The following is a 25300-nucleotide window of genomic DNA, read 5'->3' as shown; positions in this document are numbered from 1 at the left end:
CGATCGGGTCAGTTGCCGCCGTCGCCGGCCGGCATTTCGTTGAGTTCCGGAACATCCGCGCCTGCGGTGCCGTTAGGCTGCACCGTGCCGAGGCGCTGTTTGAGGGATTGCGGTTTGCCGGTCAGCACCGCCGCATAGGCGACCGTGTTGGCGAGCACCTTCTTCACATAGTCGCGGGTCTCCGAGATCGGGATCGTCTCGGCAAACACCGCACCTTCGAGCGGTTCGGCCGCCTTCCAGCGCGGTATGCGGCCGGGCCCGGCGTTGTACGCGGCCGAGGCGAGCGCCGGATGGCCGTCCAGGCGGTCGAGCACCATCTTGAGATAGGCAGTGCCGAGCATCACGTTGGTATCGAGGTCGATCACCTGGCCCTTGGTGTAGGGCATGCCGATCTTCTTCGCGACGTAGCTGGCGGTGCCGGGCATCACCTGCATCAGGCCCTGCGCGCCAACCGACGAACGCGCCGCGGTGACGAAGCGGCTTTCCTGCCGCATCAGGCCATAGACCCAGTACACGTCCAGCCCCCAGCGCCGGCTGGCGGGCTCCACCTTGTCGTAGTACGGAACGAGGTAGCGCATGCCGAAGTCGTGTTCGGCCTGGGTGCGCTCGGCGCTGTAGATCGCGCGGTCGTAGAGCTGTTCGCGGCGTGCGATTTCGGCCGCCGCGAGCAGAAAGCGGTCGTCCGCGGCGCGCATGGCCCAGTTCCATTCACGTACGCCGTCCAGCCGCCCTTCCAGGCGGAACAAGGCCAAGGCACGCCGTACCGATACGTCGGATTCAACACGGGCGATCTCGGCGCGGCTCGGCGGCTTGGCACCTTTGGGCGCAACAAACGGACGCCCCAGCTCCTCGCCGGCCAGCATGCCGTAGAAGGTCGGCGCGCCCGCGATCCGTTCGAGTTCTTCGCGGCCCTGTGCCGTGCGGTTGGTCTCGATCAGCGCGCGGCCGTACCAGTAAACCCATTCCGGCTGGCTGCGTTGTGCCGGCGGCATGGCTTCCACCGCGCGACGCACCTCGCCCCAGGCACGCGCCCGCAAGGCGGCTCGCACCTGCCATGCGCGCGATTCTTCCGATAGCGGCGCGCTGCCCGCGGCGCGATACCACGCCAGCGCTTCCGGCTGATTGCCGCGTGCCGCTTGCCAGCCCAGCACGCCTGAGAGCCACGCGCGGTCGCTCGGCGAGAGTGCCGTGCCGAGGGCTTCCACCCGCGCTGCGGCGCCGCGGTAATCGGTCTGCGCCAAGCGCGAGAGCGCTAGCACGGTGATCTCTCGCTGCGTGCGACTGACTGGCGTTGGATTCTTCGCAAGCCAGCGCAGCGGATTGTCGAGCGCCTCGGCCACCGCGGTGCCGGAAACGGCGTTACCCGGCAGTGCCTCCAGGGTGGCGCGGGCAGCGCCGTAGCGGCGCGCATCCACGAGTCGCCGTGCGCGTTGCCAGTGGGTGTCTTCGGACTTGCTGGCACTTAGCGCCGCGATCACCGGCGTGCAGGCCTCACCGGGCTCCGCCGTGCTCTCCCACTGCGGTTCGGCATCCTTGAGGGCCTGCGGGTCGCCGGTGTTCAAGCGCGCCTGCAGCACCCAGCAGTTCATCTCCTGTTCGGGCTGACGCAGCATCGCGCCTTCGCGCAAGACCACATCCCAACGCTGCGCGCGCGCGGCGGCGCGGATCCAGTCTCCGCGAGCACGTTCGGCCAGCAGGGTGCCTTCCTCCCGCGCGGTGAAGCTGGCCAGGTCGCCATCCACGTCGTCCTTGCGCGCAAGGCGAATCGAAAGCGCCCAGTAATCGATATAGGCATCGAGTGGGTCGCCGCCGCGCTGTGCGGCGAGCTGGTTGATGCGCGCGAGATCGCCATTGCGTGCGGCGTCGCGTGCGGCGAGAAAGCGCTCCTCGCCTCCGGCTGCGTAGGCGCCGGTACCCAAAGACACGGCACCAATCGCGAGCGCCACGCACAATACCTGCTTCATTCCCTAAACTCCTCAAGGCCGCGCTCGTTGCGGCGGCACGGCACCGACCCGGTACCCTCCGTGCTGCGACAGCGGCTTTGCCAGCAAGTTGCCGCGTGCCGAATGGATACGGACCATTTATGAAGGATAGCACTTTGTCGTCCCCCTCCACCGTGCCGGAAGCCGCGCCGGACAAGGCTTTGCGGCAGGAAATGCGACGCTCCGCCATCGCCGCGCGCGAGTCCCTTGCGGCGGCCGAGCGAGAGCGCCTGAGCGGGCTGCTGTGCGAGCAGTTGCGCCCGCTGCTGGCGCGTCTCTCACCGCGCAATCTGGGGTTCTGCTGGCCTTACCGTGGCGAGCCTGATCTGACCGCGTTTGTCACCGATTGGCTGGCAGCGGAAGCGGCCCGCGTGGCCGCGCTGCCGGTGGTGGTGGCTGCGGATGCGCCGCTGGCGTTCTCAGCCTGGCGGCCCGGCGCCGAACTGGCTGCCGACGCGTTCGGCATTCCGGTGCCGTCGCAGTTCGAATCGGTGGATCCGGATGTGGTGCTGGTGCCGCTCAACGCCTTCGACGCGGCGGGCTACCGGCTCGGCTATGGTGGGGGATTCTTCGATCGCACGCTGGCGGCGCGAAGCCCGGCGCCGATCTCCGTCGGGGTGGGGTTCGAGTTGGGGCGTGTCGATAGCATCCGGCCCGAGCCACACGATATGCCGCTCGATTGGATCGTGACAGAAAGCGGCACGTTCGGGCCGTTTCGCGGCAAGAACGGTATTTGATCTGGCAGCTTGCGCTAAACATCGGCGCGGTACACCATTCGCGCCTTCCAAAATGCCGTACTGCTGATGTCTCTAGCGTCTTTCGTTGCCTGGGTGATTTGCGGTTTCGCCCGCATGCTGACCGGTGTCCAGGCTCGCTGGCTCGGATGCGCGCCTGCGCCCGTCCAGCGCATCTACTTCGCCAACCACTCCAGCCACGTCGATTTTGTGCTGATCTGGGCGAGTTTGCCCAAGTCGCTGCGCCGTCGTACGCGCCCGGTGGCGGGCTCCGATTACTGGGAAAAGTCGGCCGTCCGCCGCTTCCTGATCCATCAGGTGTTCCGTGCCGTGCTGGTCGACCGTGCGCGCAGTGGCGGTTGCGATCCGTTGGAGGTGATGCGGGCCGCGTTGGACGCGGGCGACTCCTTGATCATCTTCCCGGAAGGCACGCGCAACCTCGGTGATGAGCTGTTGCCCTTCAAGGGCGGCTTGTTCCACTTGGCCGAGAGTCATCCGAAGGTGGAGCTGGTGCCGGTGTGGCTGGCCAACCTCAACCGCGTGCTGCCCAAGGGCCAGATTCTGCCGGTGCCGCTGATCTGTACCGTAGGCTTTGGCGAGCCGATCGGGCTGGCGCAGGACGAGGATCGCGACGACTTCCTTCACCGCGCGCGCAGCGTGCTGCAATCCTGGGCGCCGAAGGGTGAGGAGCCGCTCGAATGATGTCGATCGACCTCTCCAAGCTGCCGGTACCACCGTGGACCGGGCCAACGCTCGGCCCCCGCACGACCACGGCGCTGCTGTTCGCCGGCGTGTTTCTGGTGTTGATTCTCGCCACGCTGTTCGGGCGCTATCTTCGTCGCCGCGTGCGTGGCCGCCGTGTCGGCGTGATCGAGAGCTACGTTGCGCGCGTGCGCGGCTGGTGGATCATGGTGGCGTGGATCGGCGTCGCCTTCCTCGCCGGTCGAAAGGGGGTGGCGCTGCTGTTCGCCTTTGCGTCGTTCGGCACGCTGCGTGAGTTCATCACGCTGTCTCCAACGCGCCTGGGCGACCACTGGACGCTGCTGGCGGCCTTCTTCCTCGTGCTGCCGCTGCACTACCTTGGCGTGTGGCACGGCTGGCTGACCTTTACCGAGCTCTGGGTGCCGGTTTTCGCCTTCCTTTTCCTGCCTATCATTTCGGCGCTGCGCGGCGACGCCAAACGCTTCATGGATCGCGCAGCCAACGTGCAGTGGGGGCTGATGATCTGCGTCTACTGCCTCTCCAACGTACCGCAACTGCTGGGCCTTCGCATCAACGGCTATGCCGGCCGCAACCTGCTGCTGATCGCCTTCCTGGTGCTGGTGGTGCAGAGCGGCGATGTGCTGCAGAAGTTCTTCTCGGCCCGACTCGGGCGCACGCCTGCAGCGCCAGGCGTGTCGCTCACCCGGACTTGGGAAGGCCTGGTGCTGGGTGGTTTCGGCGCTGCGCTGCTGGGTGCACTGCTGGCCTGGATCACGCCCTTCGGGGTGTGGGCGGCGTTTGGCATCGCGTTGGCCGCGACCTGGATGGGCTTCCTCGGCAGCCTGGTGATGACGGCCATCAAGCGCGATCGCGGCGTGCGTTACTGGGGGCATTCGATCGTCGGCCACGGCGGCATGCTGGACCGCGTGGCGCCGGTGGCCTTCGCAGCACCGATCTACTTCCATCTGGTGCGCTACTTCTACGCCAGCTGAGGCAGAGCGCGCCCAAGAAAAAAGCCGGCGTCGCGCCGGCTTTTTTCTTGCTAAGGTGGCTTGATCAGACGGCCAGCGGACGGCGGTCGGCGAGCAGATACTCGACAAGTTCGCGGACCGAGCGCATCTCGGTGCCGAAGGGCAGGGTGCCCTTGCCGCGGAAGAACAGGCCCTTGGCGATATCGCCCTTCACCGCGTGTGCGAGCTGGTTGTCGATACAGAACTGGCCGAACTTCGCGAGCTTGTCGCGCAGGCCGCACTGGAGCAGGCAGTCCCACTTGAGCGTGCACTGGCGTTCGCCACCTTCACGCGCGGCGGCGCCTTGCAGCTTTTCCTCGCGTTTGAGGTAGTTGCTCAGCCACGGGGTCGCAACGGCGCGCGCCGGCAGGCCGGCACAGCTGGTGAATTCGACGATGTCCTCGGCGCTCGCGCCCATCAACACACGCTTGAAGGCGTCCGCCGCGTCGCCTTCTGCAGTCACTGCAAACGCGGTGCCCACCTGAACGGCAGAGCCGCCCAATTCCATCATGCGTCGCACCTTGTCGTGCGTGTCGATGCCGCCCGCGGGAATCAGCGGGATCTGCTCCGAGGCAAGCCCAAGGCCCCGAATCGCTTCAAGGCATTCCGGTACGACTTTCTCGAAATCGAAGCGCTGGTCCGTGGTGCCGGCGACGTTCGCCGCACCAAGGTGCCCACCCGCCCAACCCGGGTGTTCCAGCACGATCGCATCCGGCAGACGGTTCTTCTTCATCCAGCGCTTGAGGACAACACTGACGCCCCGCGCATCGGACAGGATCGGGATCAGCGCGATATCCGGGTGGTCGGCCGTCAGTTCCGGCAGATCCAGCGGCAGGCCGGCACCCATTACGATCGCATCTGCACCGCTGCGGCAGGCTTGGCGAACAAGGTCGGCGTACTGGCTGACCGCACGCATCACGTTCACCGCGACCACGCCCATCCCCTTGGCGATTTCTCGCGCCGCGGCGATTTCGCGATCGAGCGCGGTCAGGTTGGCTGCCTCGATCGCCGCCTTGTCGCGGCAACGCGCGGTCGCCTCTTCCAGATCCGGATGCATGCGCCGAAGATCGACGCTGGCGATGGTGCCGACGCCGCCAAGTGCTGCCACGGCACCCGCGAGGCGGTGAGCCGACACGCCGACCCCCATGCCGCCCTGCACGATCGGCAGAAGTTGCTTGCCGCGCAGGACGAGCGGTTTGAAGGCATGCTGGATCATCGACATCGGCGTGTTCCCTGAAGGCAAAGGCTTTGACTCTTGCATTGCCTGCGCAGGGGGGCCTTGATGCGACGCAAACGCGGCCGGACTATTGCAGTTGCGTGGCGGCGCTATCGGCGGCCAGGCAACAGCCCGCCGCACGGCGCGCGTGCGCCGCTCCGGTGGAGGGGCTAACTCAGGGGGCTATCGGTGCGGGGCTTTTGCTACCATCCGCGGCCGGTTGCACCGGTGCGGACTGCGTCGCTGGCGGTGGCGCCGGTTGTGCGACCGGCGCGGGGAGATACAGGGGGCCCTTGATGCCGCAGGCTGCCAGCAGCAATACGGCGGAACAAAGCAGGGCGCGGTGCAGTCGGTAGAGCATTCGGGTTCCAGGTTGCGGCATCGATGCCGGACCGCCCTGCGCCAATCAAAGCAGTGTCGTCCGGCTGGGCCGGATGCTAGCAGACAGGAACGACGATGGACGAGAAGCTCTTCAACCCGCTCGCCGAACAGGAGCTCGATCGCATCGAGCGCGCGTTCGAGGCCGCGGGCATCGACGTCGAGGTGCAGCCGGGTGGTGTGCTGCAGATCGAATTCGATGATGGTAGCCAGATGATCATCAATCGCCACAGCGCGGCGCGCGAGATCTGGGTGGCGGCGAAGCTGGGCGGATTTCACTTCCGCCCGGATGCTGGGCAGTGGATTGGTACCCGCGATGGTGTGGAACTGTGGGCGGCACTCAACCGGCTAGCGAGCGCTCAGGCTGGCGAGACAGTCACGCTGGTTCGCCCGGCGTGACGAGTGGGCCGCCGGCGCGCACACGCGCCGCGAGCCTGATGGTGCAGGGCACGACATCGGACGCCGGCAAGAGCACGCTGGTGGCGGGCCTTTGCCGCGTACTGGTGCGCCGGGGTGTGCGTGTCGCCCCATTCAAGCCGCAGAACATGGCGCTCAATGCCGCGGTGACAACCGATGGCGGCGAAATCGGGCGGGCCCAGGCGGTGCAAGCGGCCGCTTGCCGCATCGCACCGCATAGCGATATGAACCCGGTGCTGCTCAAGCCGACCACCGACGTTGGCGCACAGGTCATCGTGCAAGGTCGGGTGCTTGGCAACTATGCGGCGCAGGCCTACCACGCGCTCAAGCCGGCTCTGCGCGAAGCGGTGCTGGAATCCTGGCAGCGCCTTGGCGCGCAGTACGACGCGGTGATCGTGGAGGGCGCGGGCAGCCCCGCCGAAATCAATCTGCGCGAAGGCGACATCGCGAACATGGGCTTCGCGGAGGCGGCCGATTGCCCGGTCATCATCGTTGCCGATATCGATCGCGGCGGCGTCTTCGCGCATCTGGTCGGTACGCTCGATTTGCTGGCACCGAGCGAACAGGCGCGGGTGATCGGGTTTGTCATCAACCGTTTCCGCGGCGATATCGCTCTGCTGCAGCCGGGCCTCGACTGGCTCGAACAGCGCACCGGCCGGCCGGTACTCGGTGTGCTGCCCTACCTTCAAGGCCTGACACTTGACGCCGAAGACGCGTTGCCCGCTGCGACCGCGCCCGCCGAGGGCGCATTCCGCGTTGTCGTGCCAGCGCTGCCGCGGATTTCCAACCATACCGATTTCGACGCACTGCGTTTGACGCCGGGCGTTGCGCTTGAGTTTGTACCGGCAGGCCGTGCATTGCCCCCGGCCGACCTCATCATCCTGCCGGGCAGCAAGAACACTCGCGCAGACCTGGCATGGCTGCGCGAACAGGGCTGGGACGCAGCGATCCGCCGACACCTGCGCTATGGCGGCAAGGTGCTTGGCGTGTGCGGCGGCTTCCAGATGCTGGGAGAGGCGGTGTGCGACCCGCGAGGCGTTGAAGGCGCGCCGGGCGACACGGAAGGCCTTGGCTTGCTTTCGATGCGCACCGAGCTGTGCGCCGAAAAACAGCTACGTCGGGTGGCCGGGCGCCTGACGCTGGGGGGTGAGTGTCTGACAGGCTACGAGATCCACGCCGGCGAATCGTCGGGAACAGCCCTTGGCCGCCCCTTATGCTCGCTCGACGACGGTCGCGCAGACGGTTCGATCAGCGCGGACGGCTGTGTCGCCGGTACCTATGTGCACGGCCTCTTCGATCAACCTGAAGCATGTCGCGCGTTGCTGGCGTGGGCTGGACTGATCGCCGCCGAAACCCCCGCGATGGACGTGCTGCGGGAGACCGCGCTGGACCGGCTTGCGGATGCGATCGAGGCGCACCTGGACTTGGCGCGCCTCAATCGGATGACTGGCGTGGGTTTCAGCCGTTGACTTCGTTGTGCTGTTGCTGTGGCGGGCGCGGCACCGGCGTGGGCTGGGGTTGCGCCGGCAGCAGCGGTGCAGGCGAGGGTGTCGGAGCGCTTTGCTGAGCAGGCGCTTCGCCATCTGCTGGCACCTCGGTTTCCGGTGGCGGCGTACCGAGACGCTCTTCGTAGACGAAGTCCTCCTTGCCGTCGGCCGTCGTGATCGTCAGCAGGCCCTGCGGTATCTCCATGAGCTTCTCCGGTACACCCTGCAGTGCCTTGGCCATGAAGTTAACCCATACCGGCAATGCTGCTGCGCCACCCGTTTCGCCAGAGCCGAGCTTGCGTGGCGTGTCGTAGCCGATCCACGCAATGCCGACGAGTGTCGGCTGGTAGCCGCAGAACCATGCGTCCACATATTCGTTGGTGGTGCCGGTCTTGCCGGCCAGGTCGCCCCGCTTGAGGGCGAGCGCCTTGGTCGCCGTGCCGCGGCGCACGACGTCCTTCATCATGCTGTCCATCATCCAGGCGTTGCGCGGGTCGATGACACGCGGCGCACCGTCACCCGCACTGGTTGTCTGCGTACGCGCCAGCACGCGGCCCTGACTGTCCTGCATTTCCTTGACGATGAACGGCTGCACCCGATAGCCGCCGTTCGCGAACACCGAGTAGGCCTGCGCCATCTGCCACGGGGTCACGGAGCCTGCACCGAGCGCCATGGTCAGGTAGGCCGGATGCTTCTCCGGGTCAAAGCCGAAGCGGGCTGCGTAGTCTTGCGCGTACTGCGGGCCGATCGAGTTGAGCAGGCGGATCGACACCATGTTCTTGGACTTCGCCAGCGCGGTCCGAATCGACATCGGGCCGTCGTATTTGCCGTCGTAGTTCTTGGGCTCCCAGGCCTGGCTACCGGTCTGACCGGAAGAGAAGGAGAGCGGCGCGTCGTCAACGATGCTGCTCGGGCTGTAACCCTTCTCCAGTGCGGCGGAGTAAATGAACGGTTTGAAGCTCGATCCGGGCTGACGCCAAGCCTGAGTCACATGATTGAACTTGTTGCGGTTGAAGTCGAAGCCGCCCGCGAGCGCGCGCACGGCGCCTGTCGCCGGTTCGACGGCGACAAATGCCCCCTCGACCTCGGGCACCTGGACGATCTCCCAGCCCTTCGCGCCCTCGGCGACGCGCACGACCGCGCCACGGCGTAGGCGCTTGGCCGGCGCTGCATTGTCGGCCAGCATCGGCGCCACAAACCGCAGTGCCGGTCCTGTGAATTCCAGCACCTCACCACCGCGGCGGTAGGCGCGAATGCGCTTGGCGTTCGCTTCCAGCAAAATCGCCGGCACCATCTCGCCGTTGTCGGGAAAATCCTCCAACAACACATCGAGCTGCTCGTCGCTGTCCGAACGCACGGCGGACATATCGACGTATGCCTCCGCACCACGATAGGCATGGCGGCGCTCGTAGTCGAGCAGGCCGCGGCGAAGCGAGTTGTAGGCCGCCTCCTGATCTGCGGCCTTGATTGTCGTGATCACTCGGATGCCGGCGGTGTAGGCGGCATCCTTGAATTGCTCGACCGCCATCTGGCGCGCCATCTCGGCGACGTACTCGCCATGCACCGGGTAGCTTTCTGCGCCGCCGCGAACCACCTTGAGCGGCGTCTTCAAGGCCTGCTCATACTGCGCTGCGTCGATGTAGTTCAGCTCGCGCATGCGGCGTAGCACGTAATGCTGACGCTGCGTGGCGCGCGTCGGATTGCTGATCGGGTTGTAAGCAGAAGGCGCCTTGGGCAGGCCCGCCAGCATCGCAGCCTCAGCAACATTCAACTGTGCGAGATTTTTGCCGTAATAAATCTGCGCGGCCGCCGCGAAGCCGTAGGCGCGTTGGCCAAGGTAGATCTGATTGAAATACAGCTCGAGGATCTGATCCTTGCTGAGATTCTTCTCGATCTTGATCGACAGCAGGATCTCGTAAAGCTTGCGGCTATAGCTCTTTTCCCGCGTCAAGAAGAAGTTTCGTGCAACCTGCATCGTGATCGTGCTGGCGCCTTGGCGCTTGCCCCCCGACGTCAGATTGGCCACTGCCGCGCGCGCGAAACCGGCTACGTCGATCCCGCCGTGCTCGTAGAACCGGTCGTCTTCCGCCGCGAGGATGGCGTTCTTCATGTACGCCGGCACTTCCTGGATCTTCGCGAATGTGCGGCGCTCCTCGCCGAATTCGCCGATCAGCTGGCCATCGGAAGTGAAGACGCGGAGCGGGATGCGGGGTCGGTAGTCGGTCAGCGCCTCGAGTGTCGGCAGCTTCGGCCAGGCGAAGGCGACGGCCAGCCCGACGGTGGCGGCAGCCAGCAGGAGTAGTCCGACAAAAATCGCGAATATGTAGGTTGCGATGCGCATGGATCGGAAGGTGGGATGGGATGCGGGATTATAGGCGAGCCAAGGCCTGCGGCCCGCCGAACATTCCTAATTCATACTTTTGTCTTTACATACGCTGAAAGATGCTGCTAGGATTTCAAGTAAATTGTGGCAATTGTGCCTAATTTGTTGATTGAAAAGGGAATTTTCCCGTGATCGACTTCTCTTCGATCTTCGCCGGAAAAGCGCGCCCGTTGATCGGTCTGGACATATCCTCGTCCGCCGTCAAACTGGTCGAGTTGTCCGACGTAAACGGCCGCCAAAGGCGCCTGGAACGCTACGCCATCGAGCCTTTGCCTCGTGACGCAGTGAGTGACGGCAACATCGCCCAGCTCGACGTGGTTGCGGATGCGGTACGACGAGCGTGGAAACGGATGTCGACCACCACCCGGAACGTTGGTATGGCGTTGCCTGCGGGCGCCGTCATCACCAAGAAGATCATCCTGCCGGCCGGGTTGCGCGAGACCGACATGGAAGTTCAGGTCGAGTCCGAAGCCAATCAATACATTCCCTTTGCTATTGAAGAGGTCAACCTCGACTTTCAGGTCCTTGGCCCTGCGCCCGGGGGTGAAGAGGAAGTCGAAGTCCTGATCGCCGCGTCGCGCAAAGAGAAAGTCGAAGACCGAGTCGCCGTCGCCGAAGCCGCGGGCCTGAAGCCGCTGGTGATGGACGTCGAATCTTTTGCGTCGCAAAGCGCGCTGGATCTGATCCGTGCCCAGCTGCCCGAAGGCGGCAAAAACCGGATCGTCGCACTCGTCGATGCCGGCGCGAATATGCTGAAGACGACCGTATTCCGTAATGAGCAACAACTCTATACGCGGGAGCAGGCGTTCGGCGGTAACCAATTGTCGCAAGACATTGCCCGCCAATACGGCATGAATGCCGACGAAGCCGAGTCAGCAAAGCGGACCGGCAGCCTTCCAGAGAATTACGAAGTCGAATTACTGCGGCCGTTCATGGACAGCCTTGCCTTGGAAGTCTCGCGAGCGCTGCAGTTCTTCTTCACGTCAACGACATTCAACCAGGTCGACCACGTCATCCTCGCCGGAGGCTGTGCCGTCATACCGGGTCTTGATCAAGTAGTAGCGGCACGTACTCAAATTCCCGCGACTATCGCAAACCCGTTCTCCGGAATGGCGCTCGCTCAGCGGATTCGGCCGAAGACTCTTGCCGCGGATGCTCCGGCCTTAATGGTCGCCTGCGGCCTCGCCCTTCGGAGGTTTGACGAATGATCAGAATCAACCTCCTGCCTCACCGCGAAGAGGCGCGCAAGCTCCGTCGCCAGCAGTTCTACGCTTTCGCGGTTGCGTCGATCGTTTTGGGCGGACTAATCGCGCTCCTCGTTCATTCTTTCAACGAGTCTCGTATTCAAGCACAACAAGCAGACAACGATTTTCTCAAGAGCGAAATCGCCAAACTCGACAAAGACATCGCTGAGATTCAGCGTCTGAGAGAGCAGACACAAGCCCTGCTTTCTCGAAAACAAGTGATTGAGCTTTTGCAGAGTCATCGAGCTGAAACGGTTCATGTCTTCAACGAGCTTGCGCGACTTGTGCCGGATGGCGTCTATCTTGGGTGCGCCAAGCCCGACGGCAATTGCAAAGCGCTGAAGCAGACTGGGATGAAGATCACGCTGACTGGAGTAACTCAGTCAAACGCCCGAGTTTCGACCCTCATGCGCAATCTCGATGCATCGCCAATCTTCGAGCGCCCCCAATTAATCGAGATTAAGGCAGTAGAGACCGGGAAGAGGAGGGCTTCGGAATTCACGCTTGACGTATTCATTGAGCGCGAGAAATCGGATCCCGATAACGTCAAATCGCTGCCTTCCGCTCCGGAGAAGAAATCGTGAAGATGAAGGCCCTTCGGGAAATCCGGAACATTCGGCCGGAGCAATTGGCTCAGGATTTCAAGAACCTTGACCCCAATGATCCTGGGCTGTGGCCCTTGTTGCCCCGGGTCTCTGCCCTGCTAGGCATCTTGGCGGCTATTCTTGTTCTTGCGTGGTGGTTTGACTGGAAAAACCAAAGCGAAGACTTTGATCAACGAGTCATGCAGCAGGCTCAGCTAAAGGATGAGTGGCTATCAAAGAAGCGGCAAGCGGTGAACTTGGATGAGTATAAGCGGCAGTTGACTGAGATCGACCGGCAGTTCGGTGCCCTTCTGAAACAGTTGCCGAGTAAGACGGAGATGGAGAATCTGTTGATTGATGTCAATCAGGCGGGGCTTGGGCGAGGTTTGCAGTTCGAGCTCTGGAAGCCCAACTCCGAGTCGCCCAAGGATTTCTATGCAGAGCTGCCCATTGCAATTCGTTTGACGGGCACATACCACGATCTCGGAAACTTCGTCGGTGACATCGCGAAGCTGCCGCGCATCGTCACTTTAAACGACATCGCAATTGAAGTGGCGAAAGACGGCAATCTGAAAATGGACGCATTGGCAGTCACCTATCGATATCTTGACGAACAAGAGATTGCCAAGCAGAAGAAAGAAAAAGCAGCGAAAGCCAAAGCGGGCGGGGGGAAGTGATGCAACACTACGATCCTCGATGGTTGCTAATAGTGCTCATGTTAGCGGGATGCTCTGGGGATGAGCACTCAGGCGTTAAGCAGTGGATGGCTGAGTCGTCTCGGGACCTACGCGGCCGAGTCCCGCCTTTACCCACTATCAAGACATTCCCAGTCGTTGCGTACGAAGCCGGTGCGTTGGTTGACCCGTTTCGGCCATCAAAGCTCGAGGCTGCAAAAGGCGGTGGCGGAGGCGGCCTGCGGCCAGACATGAATCGCCGACGTGAACCACTGGAATCGTTCCCTCTTGAAAGCTTGCGGATGGTAGGAACGCTCACCATGAAAGGGCGGCCACTAGCCATCATTAACGCGGACCGTACCCTGTACCAAGTCGGCGTTGGTAACTATATGGGCCAGAATTTCGGCGTTATTACGCAAGTTACAGAGAGCGAAGTGACGCTCAAAGAATTAATCGAAGACACCAACGGCGACTGGGTCGAGCGTGTCAATACGCTGCAGTTGCAGGAGGCGACAAAATGAGAATCACGGTTCGGCTGGCGGCAGCCGCTTTCTTTACCGTCTTGGCTTGCGCGCCGATTCTCGCGGGTGCGCAGACGAGTGCCGATACATCGAACAGTATTGAAGCGATTGCTGTAGCTAAGCAAGGCGATCGTATCTTGGTGAAAATCACCTTGAAGAAACCGATCCCGGCAGTGCCGGGCAGCTTTTCGGTCGCCAGCCCCGCGCGCATTGCGCTTGACTTCCCGGGAACCGGAAATGCAACAGGTCGCAACGCGCAGATTCTCAATGAAGGAGACCTGCGCTCTGCAAATATCGTCCAGGCGGGGGATAGAACTCGCATAGTGCTCAACCTTCTACGCCCACTAGCCTACGAGGCACGCGTGGAAGACCGAAATGTTTTCGTCTCGCTGTCTGCCTTAACGGTGCAGTCGTCGAGTCCGCAAACGGCGCGGTTCTCGGACGCTCAAATGTCGGCGGGAGCGCACGCGATACGCGACATCAACTTCAGACGCGGAAAAGACGGCGAGGGGCGGATTGTCGTCGATTTATCTGACCCTGGCGTTGGAATTGACATTCGGAATCAGGGCAGTAATTTGGTTGTGGAGTTCGCAAAATCTACGTTGCCGGACCAGCTAAGAAAAAAGTTGGATGTTACGGACTTTGCGACGCCGGTCACTACCATTGCGACGTCGGTGCAAGGGCAAAACGTAAGGATGGTGATCTCTCCTAAGGGCAACTGGGAGCACAACGCGTATCAAAGTGAGAGTCAGTTCGTCATTGAGGTTAAGCAAGCTCCGGAGGATTCCAAGAAGCTCGCCGACGGTAGGCCGAAATTCTCAGGTGACAAGCTGTCTCTCAATTTCCAGAATATCGACGTTCGATCTGTGCTTCAGGTAATAGCAGATTTCACGAACTTCAACATCATTACAAGCGACTCCGTTACGGGTTCGCTGACGCTGAGACTCAAAGATGTGCCGTGGGATCAAGCGTTGGACATCATCCTCCAGGCTAAAGGCTTGGATATGCGTAAAAATGGCAACGTGATATGGATTGCTCCGCGAGATGAACTCGCAACTCGCGAGAAGCTGGAGTTTGAGGCCAAGCAGGCCATCACGGAACTTGAACCTCTGCGTACTGAGACCTTCCAAATCAATTACCACCGCGCGACAGCTGTCGCAGCGTTCTTGAAGAATCGCGATCAGACGATTTTGTCGAAACGGGGCAGCGTGGTTGTGGATGACCGTACAAATAAGCTATTTGTCTCTGACATTGGCTCGCGCCTTGAAGATATCCGGCGTGTTGTTGGTGAGATTGACGTTCCCGTTAGGCAGGTGTTGATAGAGGCTCAGATTGTTGAGGCCGCTGACACTTTCACAAGAAATCTCGGTGTGCGCCTTGGCTTCGGAGGAAGCGCTGGGGGCGTGGTCGGGACAACGGCCGATGGGCGTGCCGTCGGGCGAACCACTTACGGTGGTGGGATTGCCCAAACTGGCTATCAGGGCGGACTCATTGAGACGAAACCGGACTCGTTAGCGCAGGCGCTGGGTGTAAATCTACCTGCAGGATCCATCGCCGGATCCGCTGCTGGGGCGCTATCGTTTGTTCTTTGGAACAGCAATGCGACGCGGTTCTTGGCGCTAGAGATTTCTGCGTTGGAGGCTGACGGCAAAGGCAAGGTGATATCCCGTCCGCGTGTGATGACGGCCGATCAGATTGAGGCGCTCATTGAGCAGGGGGTGGAAATCCCATATCAGCAAGCGACCAGTTCGGGGGCAACGAGTGTATCGTTCAAGAAGGCAAATCTGTCGCTAAAGGTTAAGCCGCAGATTACCCCGGACGGAAAAATCTTGATGAGTCTTGATGTAAACAAAGACACGCCGAATACCCAGATATCCAGCAGTAGCGGCATTGCAATTGACACCAAGCACGTGAGAACGGAGGTTCTCGTTGAGAACGGGGGTACTGTCGTTATCGGCGGAATCTACACTCAAGAAACGACGAACCGTACGAACAAGATTCCGTTGCTTGGTGATATTCCGATCGCTGGATATCTGTTTCGCGACAACTCGAGAGTCGACAATAAGACAGAGTTGTTGGTGTTCATAACGCCGAAGATCGTTTCGGAGCAAACGGCCAGCAGATGACCTTAGTGCTGCGTCGCGTTGAGTTTGTGGTGTCTGTTTCCGGAGTTTCTAATGTTTAGACGAATTGCAATGCTGATCGCCGGCGCGGCGCTGTCGGTTTTCATTGGTGGGTGCGGTGGTGGGGGTGGCGCCTGTCAGTTGTCCGATTGCGGTACGGCGCAGTCAACCCCGCAGAATACGGACGCCTACGTCCTGACGTTTGAGGCGCAGCGTTCGGCTAACGCCACCCCTTACAATCAGATCAACGACGCCCTAATCTTTGGTGATGGAGGGGTGAAGGTTACACTTACCCTGAAAAGCCAAGCCGGCGTGGTTCAACCGGGCGTTGTCGTGACGACAAAAGTCAGCGATACAGCCTTGGCGACCCTGAGTACGAGCGGTGCTGTCTTGACCGACTCAAAAGGACAAGCGTCGGTTATCGTAAATTCGGCATCTCCCTCTGCTTCGGGAGCGGTTACCTTGAACGTAGAAGCGACCATTGCGAACGGCAGCTCGGCGTACACGGCTGTAGGGCAGTTGCCGTTCCGTATTAATGAGAAGATCATAACCACCAAGCCAGGAACTCCGGCGTACTTGAAGTACGTGAGTGCGACACCGACCCGAATCTTCGTGTCTGGGGGGTCTGCCGGTGCATCAAACGCGGCGGAAGAGTCCGTAGTTACGTTTAAGGTGCTCGATTCGACTAATGCAGCTGTTCCGGGTGCGACAGTCGTATTTGGTGTGACGCAGTGGACCGGTGGAATCGTGCTCAAGAAGGACCGTAGTGATCCTGGCGTTACCGGGCAGCCGGTCTCTGTAGTTGCGAATGCTGACGGGGTTGCGAGTATTACAGTGCGTTCGGGTACGGAGCCACTGAGCGTCAATGTGACGGCTTACGCTACCTATGACGGGGGGCGGACCGAACCCACACAGCTTTCCGAAGATCAGATAATCATTTCCGGGAAAAAGCCCGATCAGATGAAGTTCTTTATGTTGTGGGACCCGAGCGCGACGTGCGGAAAGAGTGCCGAGCGCGTGTACCCTTGTAAGTTTACCGTTTTCGTCGGCGACGAGAAGGGCGACCCCGTCGCTGATGGGACTGTTGTGAACCTTGTGAGTGATACAGGGCTCGTCGTTGCAAGCAAACAAGCTGGACAGCCATCAGGGGCGTGCTTAACAGTAAATAGCGCGTGTAGCGGCGACTATACTGGCAAAGACCTCACGCGCGGTAAGCACCATGTGATTGCCTATTCGGTTGGTAACTACACAGCAAGCCCCGCGGCGGCGACCAAGGGCTATACCAGTAAGCCAGTAACGTTCGATGGGAGCTGGGTGAATGTCGGTGGATTTGTAGCGGCTGGCGGTAACGTAATCATCGACTCGCCCGAGTCTGATACGTATGTTCGTAATTGTTTGCGGGACGCGCCAGCCGACGCCGATAATCCGGTTTCCAATACGTGCATGCCGGTGAACTAACGTCTGTTGCTTTGTAGCTTGCGGACTGCTCTAAACGGGGGGCTACCTTGGTAGCCCCCTTACCATGTTGGTCTTTGCCTCGTGAAGAATGTCGTTCTGGTTGGGTTGATGGGGTCTGGCAAGACGACGATTGGCCGTTTGCTCGCGCGACGGCTCTTGTTGCCTTTTGTTGACTCGGATCACGAGGTTGAACTTCGGACCGGGGTAAGGATTCCGACGATCTTCGATGTCGAAGGGGAAGCTGGGTTTCGGCGGCGCGAGGCCCTGACCATTGCTGCCTTAATGGAGGCTCCCGGAATAGTGCTGGCCACCGGTGGCGGCGCTGTGCTTGATGCTGGCAACAGGAATACGATGAAGCGCAACGGCTGGGTTGTATATCTGGACGTTCCAGTTAGGCAGCTTTATGAGCGCACCCGCAACGACCCCAATCGACCGTTGTTGCGCGTCCCAGATCCGTTAGGCAGGCTTGAGGAGCTGCGACGGCAGCGCGACCCGCTCTACCGTGAAGTGGCGGACTTCATTTTGGACGGCTCGCGGTACCATTCGTCTTCGGCTGTTAACAGGATTCTGAAGGAATGGGAGAAGCAGTCCGCGTCCTCGACGTAGCGCTCGGCGAGCGCAGTTATCCGATTTGTATTGGGTCGGGTTTGCTCGACGAGCCGTCGCACCTGATCCGTGGACTCGGCCGGAAGCGCGCGGTCGTGGTGACCAACGAAACGGTAGCGCCGCTTTACCTTGAGCGTGTTCTGGCAGGGCTGCGCGCCAACGGTGTTGAGGTGTCCGAGGTGGTTTTGCCGGATGGCGAAGCCTACAAGGACTGGCCGACACTCAATCGGATCTTCGATGCCCTCCTCGCGAAAATGGCGGAGCGGTCGACGACGCTGATCGCCCTTGGCGGTGGTGTGGTCGGCGATATGACGGGTTTTGCCGCTGCGACTTATCAGCGCGGCGTTCCGTTCATCCAGATTCCGACGACGCTCCTCTCCCAAGTGGATTCGTCCGTCGGTGGCAAGACCGCGATCAATCACCCTCTTGGCAAGAACATGATCGGAGCCTTCTACCAGCCCAAGCTGGTACTGGCCGATATCTCGACCTTGAATTCCTTGCCCGATCGGGAGCTGAAAGCTGGGCTCGCCGAGGTCATCAAATATGGACTGATTCGGGATTTGCCCTTCTTTGAATGGTTGGAGGGCAACCTGGACCGATTGCTCGCACGGGAGCCAGAAGCCCTTGCGGATGCGGTCGAGCGCTCATGCCGCAACAAGGCCGAGGTGGTTGCTGCGGATGAGACCGAGCAGGGCGAGCGGGCGACGCTGAATCTGGGGCACACCTTCGGGCATGCGATCGAAACTGGGCTGGGCTACGGCGTTTGGTTGCACGGTGAAGCCGTCGCGGCTGGAACCATCATGGCTGCCGAGCTTTCGCGCATATTAGGTTGGCTGACAGAGGACGATGTCGCGCGAATCCAGCGCTTGTTCGTCCGCGCCGGGTTGCCCGTCCGTGGCGCCCCTTTGGGTGCAGACCGTTACCTTAGCCTGATGCGACACGACAAGAAGGTTGCAGACGGGCAGCTACGTTTGGTGCTCTTGAAGGCCATCGGGCGGGCCACGATCTCGGCGGAGGCGGATGAAGCTCAGATTCGCGCTGCGATTGAGCGCTGCGGGGGCTGACGATGTTGGCACCGTACGCCGTAACGGAGATCAATTCGAAGGGGCGTCGGGTTGCCGAGCCGGCGCCGCAGGGCAGGGGCGAGTTTCAGCGCGACCGAGACCGCATCGTTCACTCGACGGCATTCCGCCGGCTTGAATACAAGACACAGGTCTTCGTCAATCACGAAGGGGATCTGTTCCGCACGCGCCTGACCCACAGCATCGAGGTCGCGCAGATCGCGCGGTCGATCGCGCGTGTGCTGCACCTGAATGAGGATCTCTCGGAGGCCATCGCGTACGCTCATGACCTTGGGCATACGCCGTTTGGGCACGCCGGGCAGGACGCGCTCAACGACTGCATGCGTGAACACGGCGGTTTTGAGCACAACCTCCAGTCGCTGCGCACCGTCGAGGTGCTTGAGGAGCATTACGCAGACTTTGACGGCCTCAATCTCGTGTACGAAACACGCGAGGGCATCCTCAAGCATTGCTCGCTTCGGAACGCTCAACAGCTTGGCGAGCTTGGGCGGCGCTTCATTGAAAAGCGCCAGCCATCGCTCGAGGCGCAGTTGAATAATTACGCCGACGAGATCGCCTACAACAACCATGACATCGACGACGGGCTTCGATCGGGCCTGATTTCGCTTGCTCAGCTTGAGGACGTGGCGCTCGTGGCTAAGCATCTCGCCGCCGTGCGTGCCGCATACCCGGGACTGGGTGAGCGCCGCTTGATTCATGAGACGGTCAGGCGTTTGATCAATGAACAAACGTTGGATCTGTTGCGCACGACCGAGGCGGCGATCGCATCAAGCGGCGTCGCCAGCCTGGATGACGTGCGTACGGCGGGCCGGCTTGTCGGCTTCAGTGAGCAGATGCACGCGGCCCTGCAGCCGTTGCGCAAGTTCTTGCGGGAAAACCTCTACTGGCACTTCCGCGTCTTGCGCGAGATGGCCAAGGCGAAGCGCGTGATCGCCGATCTGTTCGATGCCTTCATGAACGACCCCCGCCTGCTTCCGCCGCAATACCAACAGCGGGCCGCGGACGACAAGCCGCGTGCCATCGCCGACTACATCGCTGGCATGACCGATCGCTATGCGATGAAGGAGCATCATCGCCTGTTCGCGATCTCACCCATCTAGGGCGAATTGATGGCGCGGCTTGCGCGACTCTACATCCCAGGGCTGCCCCAGTTGATAACCCAGCGGGGCAACAACCGGAATCCTCTGTTTCTCGACGAGACGGACTATCAGCAGTTTCTTGCGTGGCTGCGCGACGCACTCAAGGAGTGCGATGTCGCATTGCATGCCTACGTGCTGATGCCGAATCATGTGCATCTGTTGGTCACTGCGGAAGATGCGCAGGGCGCATCACGGTTGATGCAACGCCTCGGGCGCCGCTATGTGCGTTGGTTCAACGACCGCCATCGCCGGACTGGCACTTTGTGGGAGGGGCGCTACCGCTCGACGGTGGTCGATCCCGCGCAGTGGCTGCTGCACGCCTATCGTTATGTTGAATTGAATCCGGTTCGCGCAGGGCTCGTGCCTGACGCGGCGTACTGGGTCTGGTCGAGCGCGCGCGCCCATCTGGGGCATGAAAGTGATCCGTACCTGACGGACCACGCGATGTTCTGGGCGCTGGGCAACACGCCTTTCGATCGCCAGGCGGCCTATCGAAAAACGGTCGAAGCCGGACTGTCCACGCAAGAACTTGAGGCGATTCGCTTTGCTGCGCATCGCGGCTGGATGCTGGGCGACCCGCCGGACGAACCTGGCGACCCCGCGCCAACTCGCCGTGCGAGACCGCTGCCCAAGGGGCGACCGAGCAAGGCCGTAACAGCAGACTGATCTCAATCGTCGCACCCAGCGTCGCCTCGCACCAAAGTAATATGTCCCCATTAAATGCCCGCACCTAGAGTGGGCATTTTTATATTGCACTCTGACCCCGTTTTATAGTGCTTGAGTGCACTGTTGCAGCGCGCTATCTTTCCGCCGTCCCGGCCAAGGGCCGGCCTACGCGCGCACGCGCGCCGCCAAGGGAGCAAGTTATGGAACAGCGCCAGGGTCTCTACGATCCCGCCAATGAGAAAGATGCCTGCGGTGTTGGCTTTGTCGCCCACATCAAGGGGCAGAAGAGCCACGAGATCGTTCAGGGCGGCCTGAAGATTCTCGAGAACATCGATCACCGCGGTGCAGTGGGCGCCGACCCGCTGATGGGCGACGGTGCGGGCATCCTGGTGCAGATTCCGGATCAGCTCTACCGCGAGGAAATGGCTTCGCAGGGCGTGAAGCTGCCGCCGCCGGGCGAGTATGGTGTTGGCATGATCTTCCTGCCGAAGGAGGCTGCATCGCGTCTCGCCTGTGAACAGGAGATGGAGCGCGCGGTGCGCGCCGAAGGCCAGGTCGTTCTCGGCTGGCGCGATGTGCCGGTCGATCGTGACATGCCGATGTCGCCGACCGTGCGTGCGAAAGAGCCGGTGATCCGCCAGATCTTCATCGGCCGTGGCCCGGATGTGATGGTGACCGAGGCGCTGGAGCGCAAGCTTTACGTCATCCGCAAGATGGCGAGCCACGCGATCCAGAATCTCAAGCTCAAGCACGGCAAGGAGTACTTCGTGCCGTCGATGTCGGCGCGCACGATTGTTTACAAGGGCCTGCTGCTCGCCAACCAGGTAGGCGTCTATTACAAGGACCTCGCCGATCCGCGCTGCGTGTCGGCACTCGCGCTGGTGCACCAACGCTTCTCGACCAATACCTTCCCCGAGTGGCCGCTGGCGCACCCGTACCGGATGATCGCGCACAACGGCGAGATCAACACGGTGAAGGGCAACTTCAACTGGCTGCGCGCGCGCGAAGGCGTGATGAAGTCGGCGGTGCTGGGCGACGACCTGAAGAAGCTTTACCCGATTGTGTATGAAGGCCAGTCCGATACGGCAACCTTCGACAACTGCATCGAGCTGCTGACGATGGCAGGTTACCCGCTTGCGCAAGCCGCGATGATGATGATTCCGGAAGCGTGGGAACAGCACACGCTGATGGACGAGAACCGCCGCGCCTTCTACGAATACCACGCGGCGATGATGGAGCCGTGGGACGGCCCCGCCGCGATCGCGTTCACCGATGGTCGCCAGATCGGCGCCACGCTGGACCGCAACGGGCTGCGCCCCGCGCGCTACATCGTCACCGACGACGATCTCGTCGTGATGGCCTCGGAATCCGGCGTGCTGCCGATCCCCGAGAGCAAGATCGTCAAGAAGTGGCGCCTGCAGCCGGGCAAGATGTTCCTGATCGACATGGAAGCCGGCCGCATCATCGACGACAAGGAACTCAAGGATGCGCTGGCGAACGCCAAGCCCTACCGTGAGTGGATCAAGCGCATCCAGGTCAAGCTCGACGAAGTCGACGGCCCGGAAGCCCAGCAGGAAGTGCGCGCCTCGCTGCTCGACCGCCAGCAAGCTTTCGGCTACACGCAGGAAGACATCAAGTTCCTGATGGCGCCGATGGCGGCCAGCGGTGAAGAAGCGATTGGCTCGATGGGCAACGATTCGCCGCTGGCGGTGATGTCCAACAAGCATAAGCCGCTCTACAACTACTTCAAGCAACTCTTCGCGCAGGTGACGAACCCGCCGATCGACCCGATCCGCGAACAGATCGTGATGTCGACGGTGTCGTTCATCGGCCCGAAGCCGAACTTGCTCGACCTGAACAACATCAACCCGCCGATGCGTCTCGAAGTCTCCCAGCCGGTGCTGGACTTCAAGGACATGGCAAAGCTGCGCGAGATCGAGAAGTACACCGACAACAAGTTCAAGTCCTACGAACTGAACATCTGCTACCCGGTCGCCTGGGGCCGTGACGGCATCGAGGCGCGCATCGCTTCGCTGTGCGCGGAGGCAGAGGATGCAGTGCGCTCCGGCTACACCGTGCTGATCGTGTCGGACCGCAAGGTCGACGCGCAGAACGTCGCGATCCCGGCGCTGCTTGCCACCTCGGCGATCCACCAGCACCTCGTTGGCAAAGGCCTGCGTACCTCGACCGGTCTCGTCGTTGAAACCGGTTCGGCACGTGAGGTGCACCACTTTGCACTGCTCGGTGGCTATGGTGCCGAAGCTGTGCACCCCTACCTCGCGATGGAAACCCTGCGCGAGATGGCGAAGGACATGCCGGCCGAGCTGGGCCCGGACAAGGCGATCAAGAACTTCGTCAAGGCCGTCGGCAAGGGGCTCAACAAGGTCATGTCCAAGATGGGCATCTCGACCTACATGTCCTACTGCGGTGCGCAGATCTTTGAAGCGATTGGCCTGAATTCCGACCTGGTGCAGAAGTACTTCAAGGGCACCGCGTCCAACGTCGAAGGTATCGGCATCTTCGAAGTGGCGGAAGAGGCGCTTCGCCTGCACTCCGCTGCATTTGGCCAGGACCCGGTCCTTGCCAATGCGCTGGATGCCGGCGGCGAATACGCTTTCCGCGTGCGCGGCGAAGAGCACATGTGGACGCCGGACGCGATCGCCAAGCTGCAGCACTCGACGCGTTCGAACAGCTTCCAGAACTACAAGGAATACGCCCAGATCATCAACGACCAGACCAAGCGCCACATGACGCTGCGCGGTCTGTTCGAGTTCAAGATCGATCCGGCCAAGGCGATTCCGCTCGACGAAGTCGAACCGGCGAAGGAAATCGTCAAGCGTTTCGCTACCGGCGCGATGTCGCTCGGCTCGATCTCGACCGAAGCGCACTCGACGCTGGCGATCGCGATGAACCGCATCGGCGGCAAGTCGAACACCGGCGAAGGTGGTGAGGACGAAGCGCGCTACGCCAAGGAGATGAAGGGCATCTTCATCAAGAAGGGCGAGTCGCTGGCATCGATCATCGGCAAGGAACAGATCGAGCGCGACATCGAGCTGCAGGAAGGCGATTCGCTGCGTTCGAAGATCAAGCAGGTTGCGTCGGGCCGCTTCGGTGTCACTGCCGAATACCTCGTCTCGGCCGACCAGATCCAGATCAAGATGGCGCAGGGCGCGAAGCCGGGTGAGGGCGGCCAGCTGCCGGGTCACAAGGTGTCCGAGTACATCGCGAAGCTGCGTTTCTCGGTGCCGGGCGTCGGCCTGATCTCGCCGCCGCCGCACCACGACATCTACTCGATCGAGGATCTGGCACAGCTGATCCACGACCTGAAGAACGTCAATCCGAAGGCCAGCATCTCGGTGAAGCTGGTGTCGGAAGTCGGTGTCGGCACCGTTGCCGCGGGCGTCTCGAAGTGCAAGGCCGATCACATCGTGATCGCCGGCCACGACGGTGGCACCGGCGCGTCGCCGCTGTCCTCGATCAAGCACGCGGGTTCGCCGTGGGAACTCGGCCTGGCCGAAACCCAGCAGACCCTGGTGCTCAACGGCCTGCGTGGCCGCGTGATCGTGCAGGCCGATGGTCAGATGAAGACCGGCCGTGACGTCGCAATCGCCGCGCTGCTGGGCGCCGACGAGTTCGGTTTCGCGACCGCGCCGCTGGTCGTCGAAGGCTGCATCATGATGCGCAAGTGCCACCTGAACACCTGCCCGGTGGGCGTGGCGACGCAGGATCCGGAGCTGCGCAAGAAGTTCTCGGGTCGCCCGGAGCACGTGGTCAACTTCTTCTTCTTCATCGCGGAAGAAGTGCGCGAGATCATGGCCCAGTTGGGCATCCGCAAGTTTGAAGACCTGATCGGCCGCGCCGACCTCCTCGACAAGAAGAAGGCGATTGACCATTGGAAGGCGAAGGGGCTGGACTTCAGCCGCATCTTCCATCTGCCCGAAGTGCCGGAGAGCGTGGCTCGCCGTGCCACCGACACGCAGGATCACCTGCTTGAGCGTGCCCTCGATCACAAGCTGATCGAACAGGCCAAGCCGGCGCTGGAAAAGGGCGAACGCGTTTCGTTCATCACCCCGATCCGCAACGTCAACCGCTCTGCCGGCGCGATGCTGTCGGGCGAGGTGGCGAAGCGCTACGGCCACGCCGGCCTGCCGGACGACACCATCCACATCCAGCTCGCCGGTACCGCGGGGCAGAGCTTCGGTGCCTTCCTCGCGCACGGCGTGACGCTGGATCTCGTTGGCGAAGGCAACGACTACGTTGGCAAGGGCCTTGCCGGTGGTCGTGTGATCGTGCGCAGCCCGAACGACTTCCGCGGTTTTGGCCCGGAACACATCATCGTCGGCAACACCGTGCTGTTCGGTGCCACCGGTGGTGAGGCCTTCTTCAACGGCGTCGGTGGCGAGCGCTTCGCGGTGCGTAACTCGGGTGCTGCTGCGGTGGTCGAAGGCGTGGGTGACCACGGCTGCGAATACATGACCGGCGGCACCGTGATCGTGCTGGGCGACACCGGCCGCAACTTTGCGGCGGGCATGTCGGGCGGGGTTGCGTACATCTATGACCCGGATCGCACCTTTGCGCAGAAGTGCAACCTTGCGATGGTCGACGTCGAGCCGCTGCTCTCCACTGCCGAGCAAGAGGCGAAGGGCGAGCGCGCACTGTGGCATGCCGTCACCCGTGGCGGCCAGGGCGAGACCGACGAAGCGATCCTGAAGCGCCTGATCGAGCGCCACTTCCGTTACACCGGCAGCTTCCGTGCGAAGACGCTGATCGAGAAGTGGAACGAGTCGCGCGCTGCCTTCGTCAAGGTGATGCCGAAGGAATACCGCCGTGCGTTGAAGGAAATGGCTGCCGCGCGCGAAGCTGCCGCCACCACCACCGCCTGATCGAGAACCGG

20 protein-coding genes are annotated in these 25300 nt (G+C 61.9%); 16 read left to right on the top strand and 4 right to left on the bottom strand.

The window, feature by feature from the left end:
• Nucleotides 1-8: 8 nt before the first annotated feature.
• Nucleotides 9-1964, bottom strand: coding sequence for a lytic transglycosylase domain-containing protein (locus tag JY500_RS20370; RefSeq protein WP_206254395.1), 1956 nt, complete (start codon nt 1962-1964; stop codon nt 9-11).
• A 119-nt stretch (nt 1965-2083) separates the two neighbouring features.
• On the opposite strand from JY500_RS20370, the gene JY500_RS20365 reads away from it, so the two are divergent.
• The 3 genes from JY500_RS20365 (at nt 2084) to JY500_RS20355 (ending at nt 4410) form a co-directional block, all read left to right on the top strand.
• Complete coding sequence (locus JY500_RS20365) at nt 2084-2719, top strand: 5-formyltetrahydrofolate cyclo-ligase (RefSeq protein WP_246479704.1); 636 nt, start codon at nt 2084-2086, stop codon at nt 2717-2719.
• 66 nt (nt 2720-2785) lie between these two features.
• Nucleotides 2786-3418: a lysophospholipid acyltransferase family protein gene (locus JY500_RS20360; RefSeq protein ID WP_172202454.1), complete on the top strand. Its 633-nt coding sequence runs from the start codon at nt 2786-2788 to the stop codon at nt 3416-3418.
• Complete coding sequence (locus JY500_RS20355; protein WP_246479702.1) at nt 3415-4410, top strand: phosphatidate cytidylyltransferase; 996 nt, start codon at nt 3415-3417, stop codon at nt 4408-4410. The genes JY500_RS20360 and JY500_RS20355 overlap by 4 nt, the downstream gene beginning before the upstream one ends.
• Before the next feature lie 64 nt (nt 4411-4474).
• On the opposite strand, the gene JY500_RS20350 is transcribed toward JY500_RS20355, so the two are convergent.
• Both JY500_RS20350 and lptM read right to left on the bottom strand, forming a co-directional pair.
• Nucleotides 4475-5650, bottom strand: coding sequence for an NAD(P)H-dependent flavin oxidoreductase (locus tag JY500_RS20350; RefSeq protein WP_246479701.1), 1176 nt, complete (start codon nt 5648-5650; stop codon nt 4475-4477).
• A 169-nt stretch (nt 5651-5819) separates the two neighbouring features.
• Nucleotides 5820-6005 (bottom strand): LPS translocon maturation chaperone LptM, encoded by a 186-nt coding sequence (gene lptM, locus JY500_RS20345; protein ID WP_206254394.1) that lies wholly within the window; start codon nt 6003-6005, stop codon nt 5820-5822.
• A gap of 95 nt (nt 6006-6100) precedes the next feature.
• On the opposite strand from lptM, the gene cyaY reads away from it, so the two are divergent.
• Together cyaY and JY500_RS20335 are read left to right on the top strand one after the other, a co-directional pair.
• Nucleotides 6101-6421: an iron donor protein CyaY gene (gene cyaY, locus JY500_RS20340; RefSeq protein ID WP_172202456.1), complete on the top strand. Its 321-nt coding sequence runs from the start codon at nt 6101-6103 to the stop codon at nt 6419-6421.
• Nucleotides 6422-6459: 38 nt separating this feature from the next.
• Nucleotides 6460-7908, top strand: coding sequence for a cobyric acid synthase (locus JY500_RS20335; RefSeq protein ID WP_206256557.1), 1449 nt, complete (start codon nt 6460-6462; stop codon nt 7906-7908).
• Here JY500_RS20335 and JY500_RS20330 read toward each other — a convergent pair.
• A complete protein-coding gene (locus JY500_RS20330; protein WP_172202457.1) occupies nt 7898-10267 on the bottom strand; it encodes a penicillin-binding protein 1A in 2370 nt (789 codons plus the stop codon). The two genes, JY500_RS20335 and JY500_RS20330, sit on opposite strands and share 11 nt — an antisense overlap.
• Before the next feature lie 170 nt (nt 10268-10437).
• Here JY500_RS20330 and JY500_RS20325 point away from each other — a divergent pair, with 170 nt between their 5' ends.
• From JY500_RS20325 to JY500_RS20275, 11 genes are all read left to right on the top strand, one after another.
• A complete protein-coding gene (locus tag JY500_RS20325) occupies nt 10438-11517 on the top strand; it encodes a pilus assembly protein PilM (protein WP_206254393.1) in 1080 nt (359 codons plus the stop codon).
• On the top strand, nt 11514-12137 hold the full coding sequence (locus JY500_RS20320) for a PilN domain-containing protein (RefSeq protein ID WP_206254392.1): 624 nt from the start codon (nt 11514-11516) through the stop codon (nt 12135-12137). Before JY500_RS20325 ends, JY500_RS20320 begins: the two co-directional genes overlap by 4 nt.
• A gap of 2 nt (nt 12138-12139) precedes the next feature.
• Nucleotides 12140-12814, top strand: coding sequence for a type IV pilus inner membrane component PilO (locus JY500_RS20315; protein ID WP_206256556.1), 675 nt, complete (start codon nt 12140-12142; stop codon nt 12812-12814).
• Entirely contained in the window at nt 12814-13332 is a 519-nt protein-coding gene (locus JY500_RS20310) for a pilus assembly protein PilP (RefSeq protein WP_206254391.1), read from the top strand. The genes JY500_RS20315 and JY500_RS20310 overlap by 1 nt, the downstream gene beginning before the upstream one ends.
• Entirely contained in the window at nt 13329-15458 is a 2130-nt protein-coding gene (locus tag JY500_RS20305) for a type IV pilus secretin PilQ (RefSeq protein ID WP_206254390.1), read from the top strand. The genes JY500_RS20310 and JY500_RS20305 overlap by 4 nt, the downstream gene beginning before the upstream one ends.
• 69 nt (nt 15459-15527) lie before the next feature.
• Nucleotides 15528-16913 carry an Ig-like domain-containing protein gene (locus JY500_RS20300; protein ID WP_206254389.1) on the top strand — a complete coding sequence of 462 codons (1386 nt, stop codon included), beginning with the start codon at nt 15528-15530 and terminating at the stop codon, nt 16911-16913.
• 81 nt (nt 16914-16994) lie between these two features.
• Entirely contained in the window at nt 16995-17519 is a 525-nt protein-coding gene (locus tag JY500_RS20295; protein WP_206254388.1) for a shikimate kinase, read from the top strand.
• On the top strand, nt 17489-18583 hold the full coding sequence (gene aroB, locus JY500_RS20290; protein ID WP_206254387.1) for a 3-dehydroquinate synthase: 1095 nt from the start codon (nt 17489-17491) through the stop codon (nt 18581-18583). The genes JY500_RS20295 and aroB overlap by 31 nt, the downstream gene beginning before the upstream one ends.
• Nucleotides 18580-19701: a deoxyguanosinetriphosphate triphosphohydrolase gene (locus JY500_RS20285; RefSeq protein WP_206256555.1), complete on the top strand. Its 1122-nt coding sequence runs from the start codon at nt 18580-18582 to the stop codon at nt 19699-19701. The genes aroB and JY500_RS20285 overlap by 4 nt, the downstream gene beginning before the upstream one ends.
• Nucleotides 19702-19710: 9 nt before the next feature.
• Nucleotides 19711-20406, top strand: coding sequence for a transposase (locus JY500_RS20280; protein ID WP_206254386.1), 696 nt, complete (start codon nt 19711-19713; stop codon nt 20404-20406).
• 200 nt (nt 20407-20606) lie between these two features.
• Nucleotides 20607-25289: a glutamate synthase-related protein gene (locus JY500_RS20275; RefSeq protein ID WP_172202462.1), complete on the top strand. Its 4683-nt coding sequence runs from the start codon at nt 20607-20609 to the stop codon at nt 25287-25289.
• Nucleotides 25290-25300 lie beyond the last annotated feature (11 nt).

This window comes from Niveibacterium microcysteis (assembly GCF_017161445.1).
Lineage (GTDB): Bacteria > Pseudomonadota > Gammaproteobacteria > Burkholderiales > Rhodocyclaceae > Niveibacterium > Niveibacterium microcysteis.
The sequence above is the reverse complement of the archived record's forward strand: the minus strand, read 5'-3'. Positions and strand labels throughout refer to the sequence as shown.

Excerpts from the sequence above, each read along its gene's own strand:
- JY500_RS20370 (WP_206254395.1), bottom strand. The coding sequence starts at position 1,964 with ATGAAGCAGGTATTGTGCGTGGCGCTCGCGATTGGTGCCGTGTCTTTG.
- JY500_RS20365 (WP_246479704.1), top strand. The coding sequence starts at position 2,084 with ATGAAGGATAGCACTTTGTCGTCCCCCTCCACCGTGCCGGAAGCCGCG.
- JY500_RS20360 (WP_172202454.1), top strand. The coding sequence starts at position 2,786 with ATGTCTCTAGCGTCTTTCGTTGCCTGGGTGATTTGCGGTTTCGCCCGC.
- JY500_RS20355 (WP_246479702.1), top strand. The coding sequence starts at position 3,415 with ATGATGTCGATCGACCTCTCCAAGCTGCCGGTACCACCGTGGACCGGG.
- JY500_RS20350 (WP_246479701.1), bottom strand. The coding sequence starts at position 5,650 with ATGTCGATGATCCAGCATGCCTTCAAACCGCTCGTCCTGCGCGGCAAG.
- lptM (WP_206254394.1), bottom strand. The coding sequence starts at position 6,005 with ATGCTCTACCGACTGCACCGCGCCCTGCTTTGTTCCGCCGTATTGCTG.
- cyaY (WP_172202456.1), top strand. The coding sequence starts at position 6,101 with ATGGACGAGAAGCTCTTCAACCCGCTCGCCGAACAGGAGCTCGATCGC.
- JY500_RS20335 (WP_206256557.1), top strand. The coding sequence starts at position 6,460 with ATGGTGCAGGGCACGACATCGGACGCCGGCAAGAGCACGCTGGTGGCG.
- JY500_RS20330 (WP_172202457.1), bottom strand. The coding sequence starts at position 10,267 with ATGCGCATCGCAACCTACATATTCGCGATTTTTGTCGGACTACTCCTG.
- JY500_RS20320 (WP_206254392.1), top strand. The coding sequence starts at position 11,514 with ATGATCAGAATCAACCTCCTGCCTCACCGCGAAGAGGCGCGCAAGCTC.
- JY500_RS20315 (WP_206256556.1), top strand. The coding sequence starts at position 12,140 with ATGAAGGCCCTTCGGGAAATCCGGAACATTCGGCCGGAGCAATTGGCT.
- JY500_RS20310 (WP_206254391.1), top strand. The coding sequence starts at position 12,814 with ATGCAACACTACGATCCTCGATGGTTGCTAATAGTGCTCATGTTAGCG.
- JY500_RS20305 (WP_206254390.1), top strand. The coding sequence starts at position 13,329 with ATGAGAATCACGGTTCGGCTGGCGGCAGCCGCTTTCTTTACCGTCTTG.
- JY500_RS20300 (WP_206254389.1), top strand. The coding sequence starts at position 15,528 with ATGCTGATCGCCGGCGCGGCGCTGTCGGTTTTCATTGGTGGGTGCGGT.
- aroB (WP_206254387.1), top strand. The coding sequence starts at position 17,489 with ATGGGAGAAGCAGTCCGCGTCCTCGACGTAGCGCTCGGCGAGCGCAGT.
- JY500_RS20280 (WP_206254386.1), top strand. The coding sequence starts at position 19,711 with ATGGCGCGGCTTGCGCGACTCTACATCCCAGGGCTGCCCCAGTTGATA.
- JY500_RS20275 (WP_172202462.1), top strand. The coding sequence starts at position 20,607 with ATGGAACAGCGCCAGGGTCTCTACGATCCCGCCAATGAGAAAGATGCC.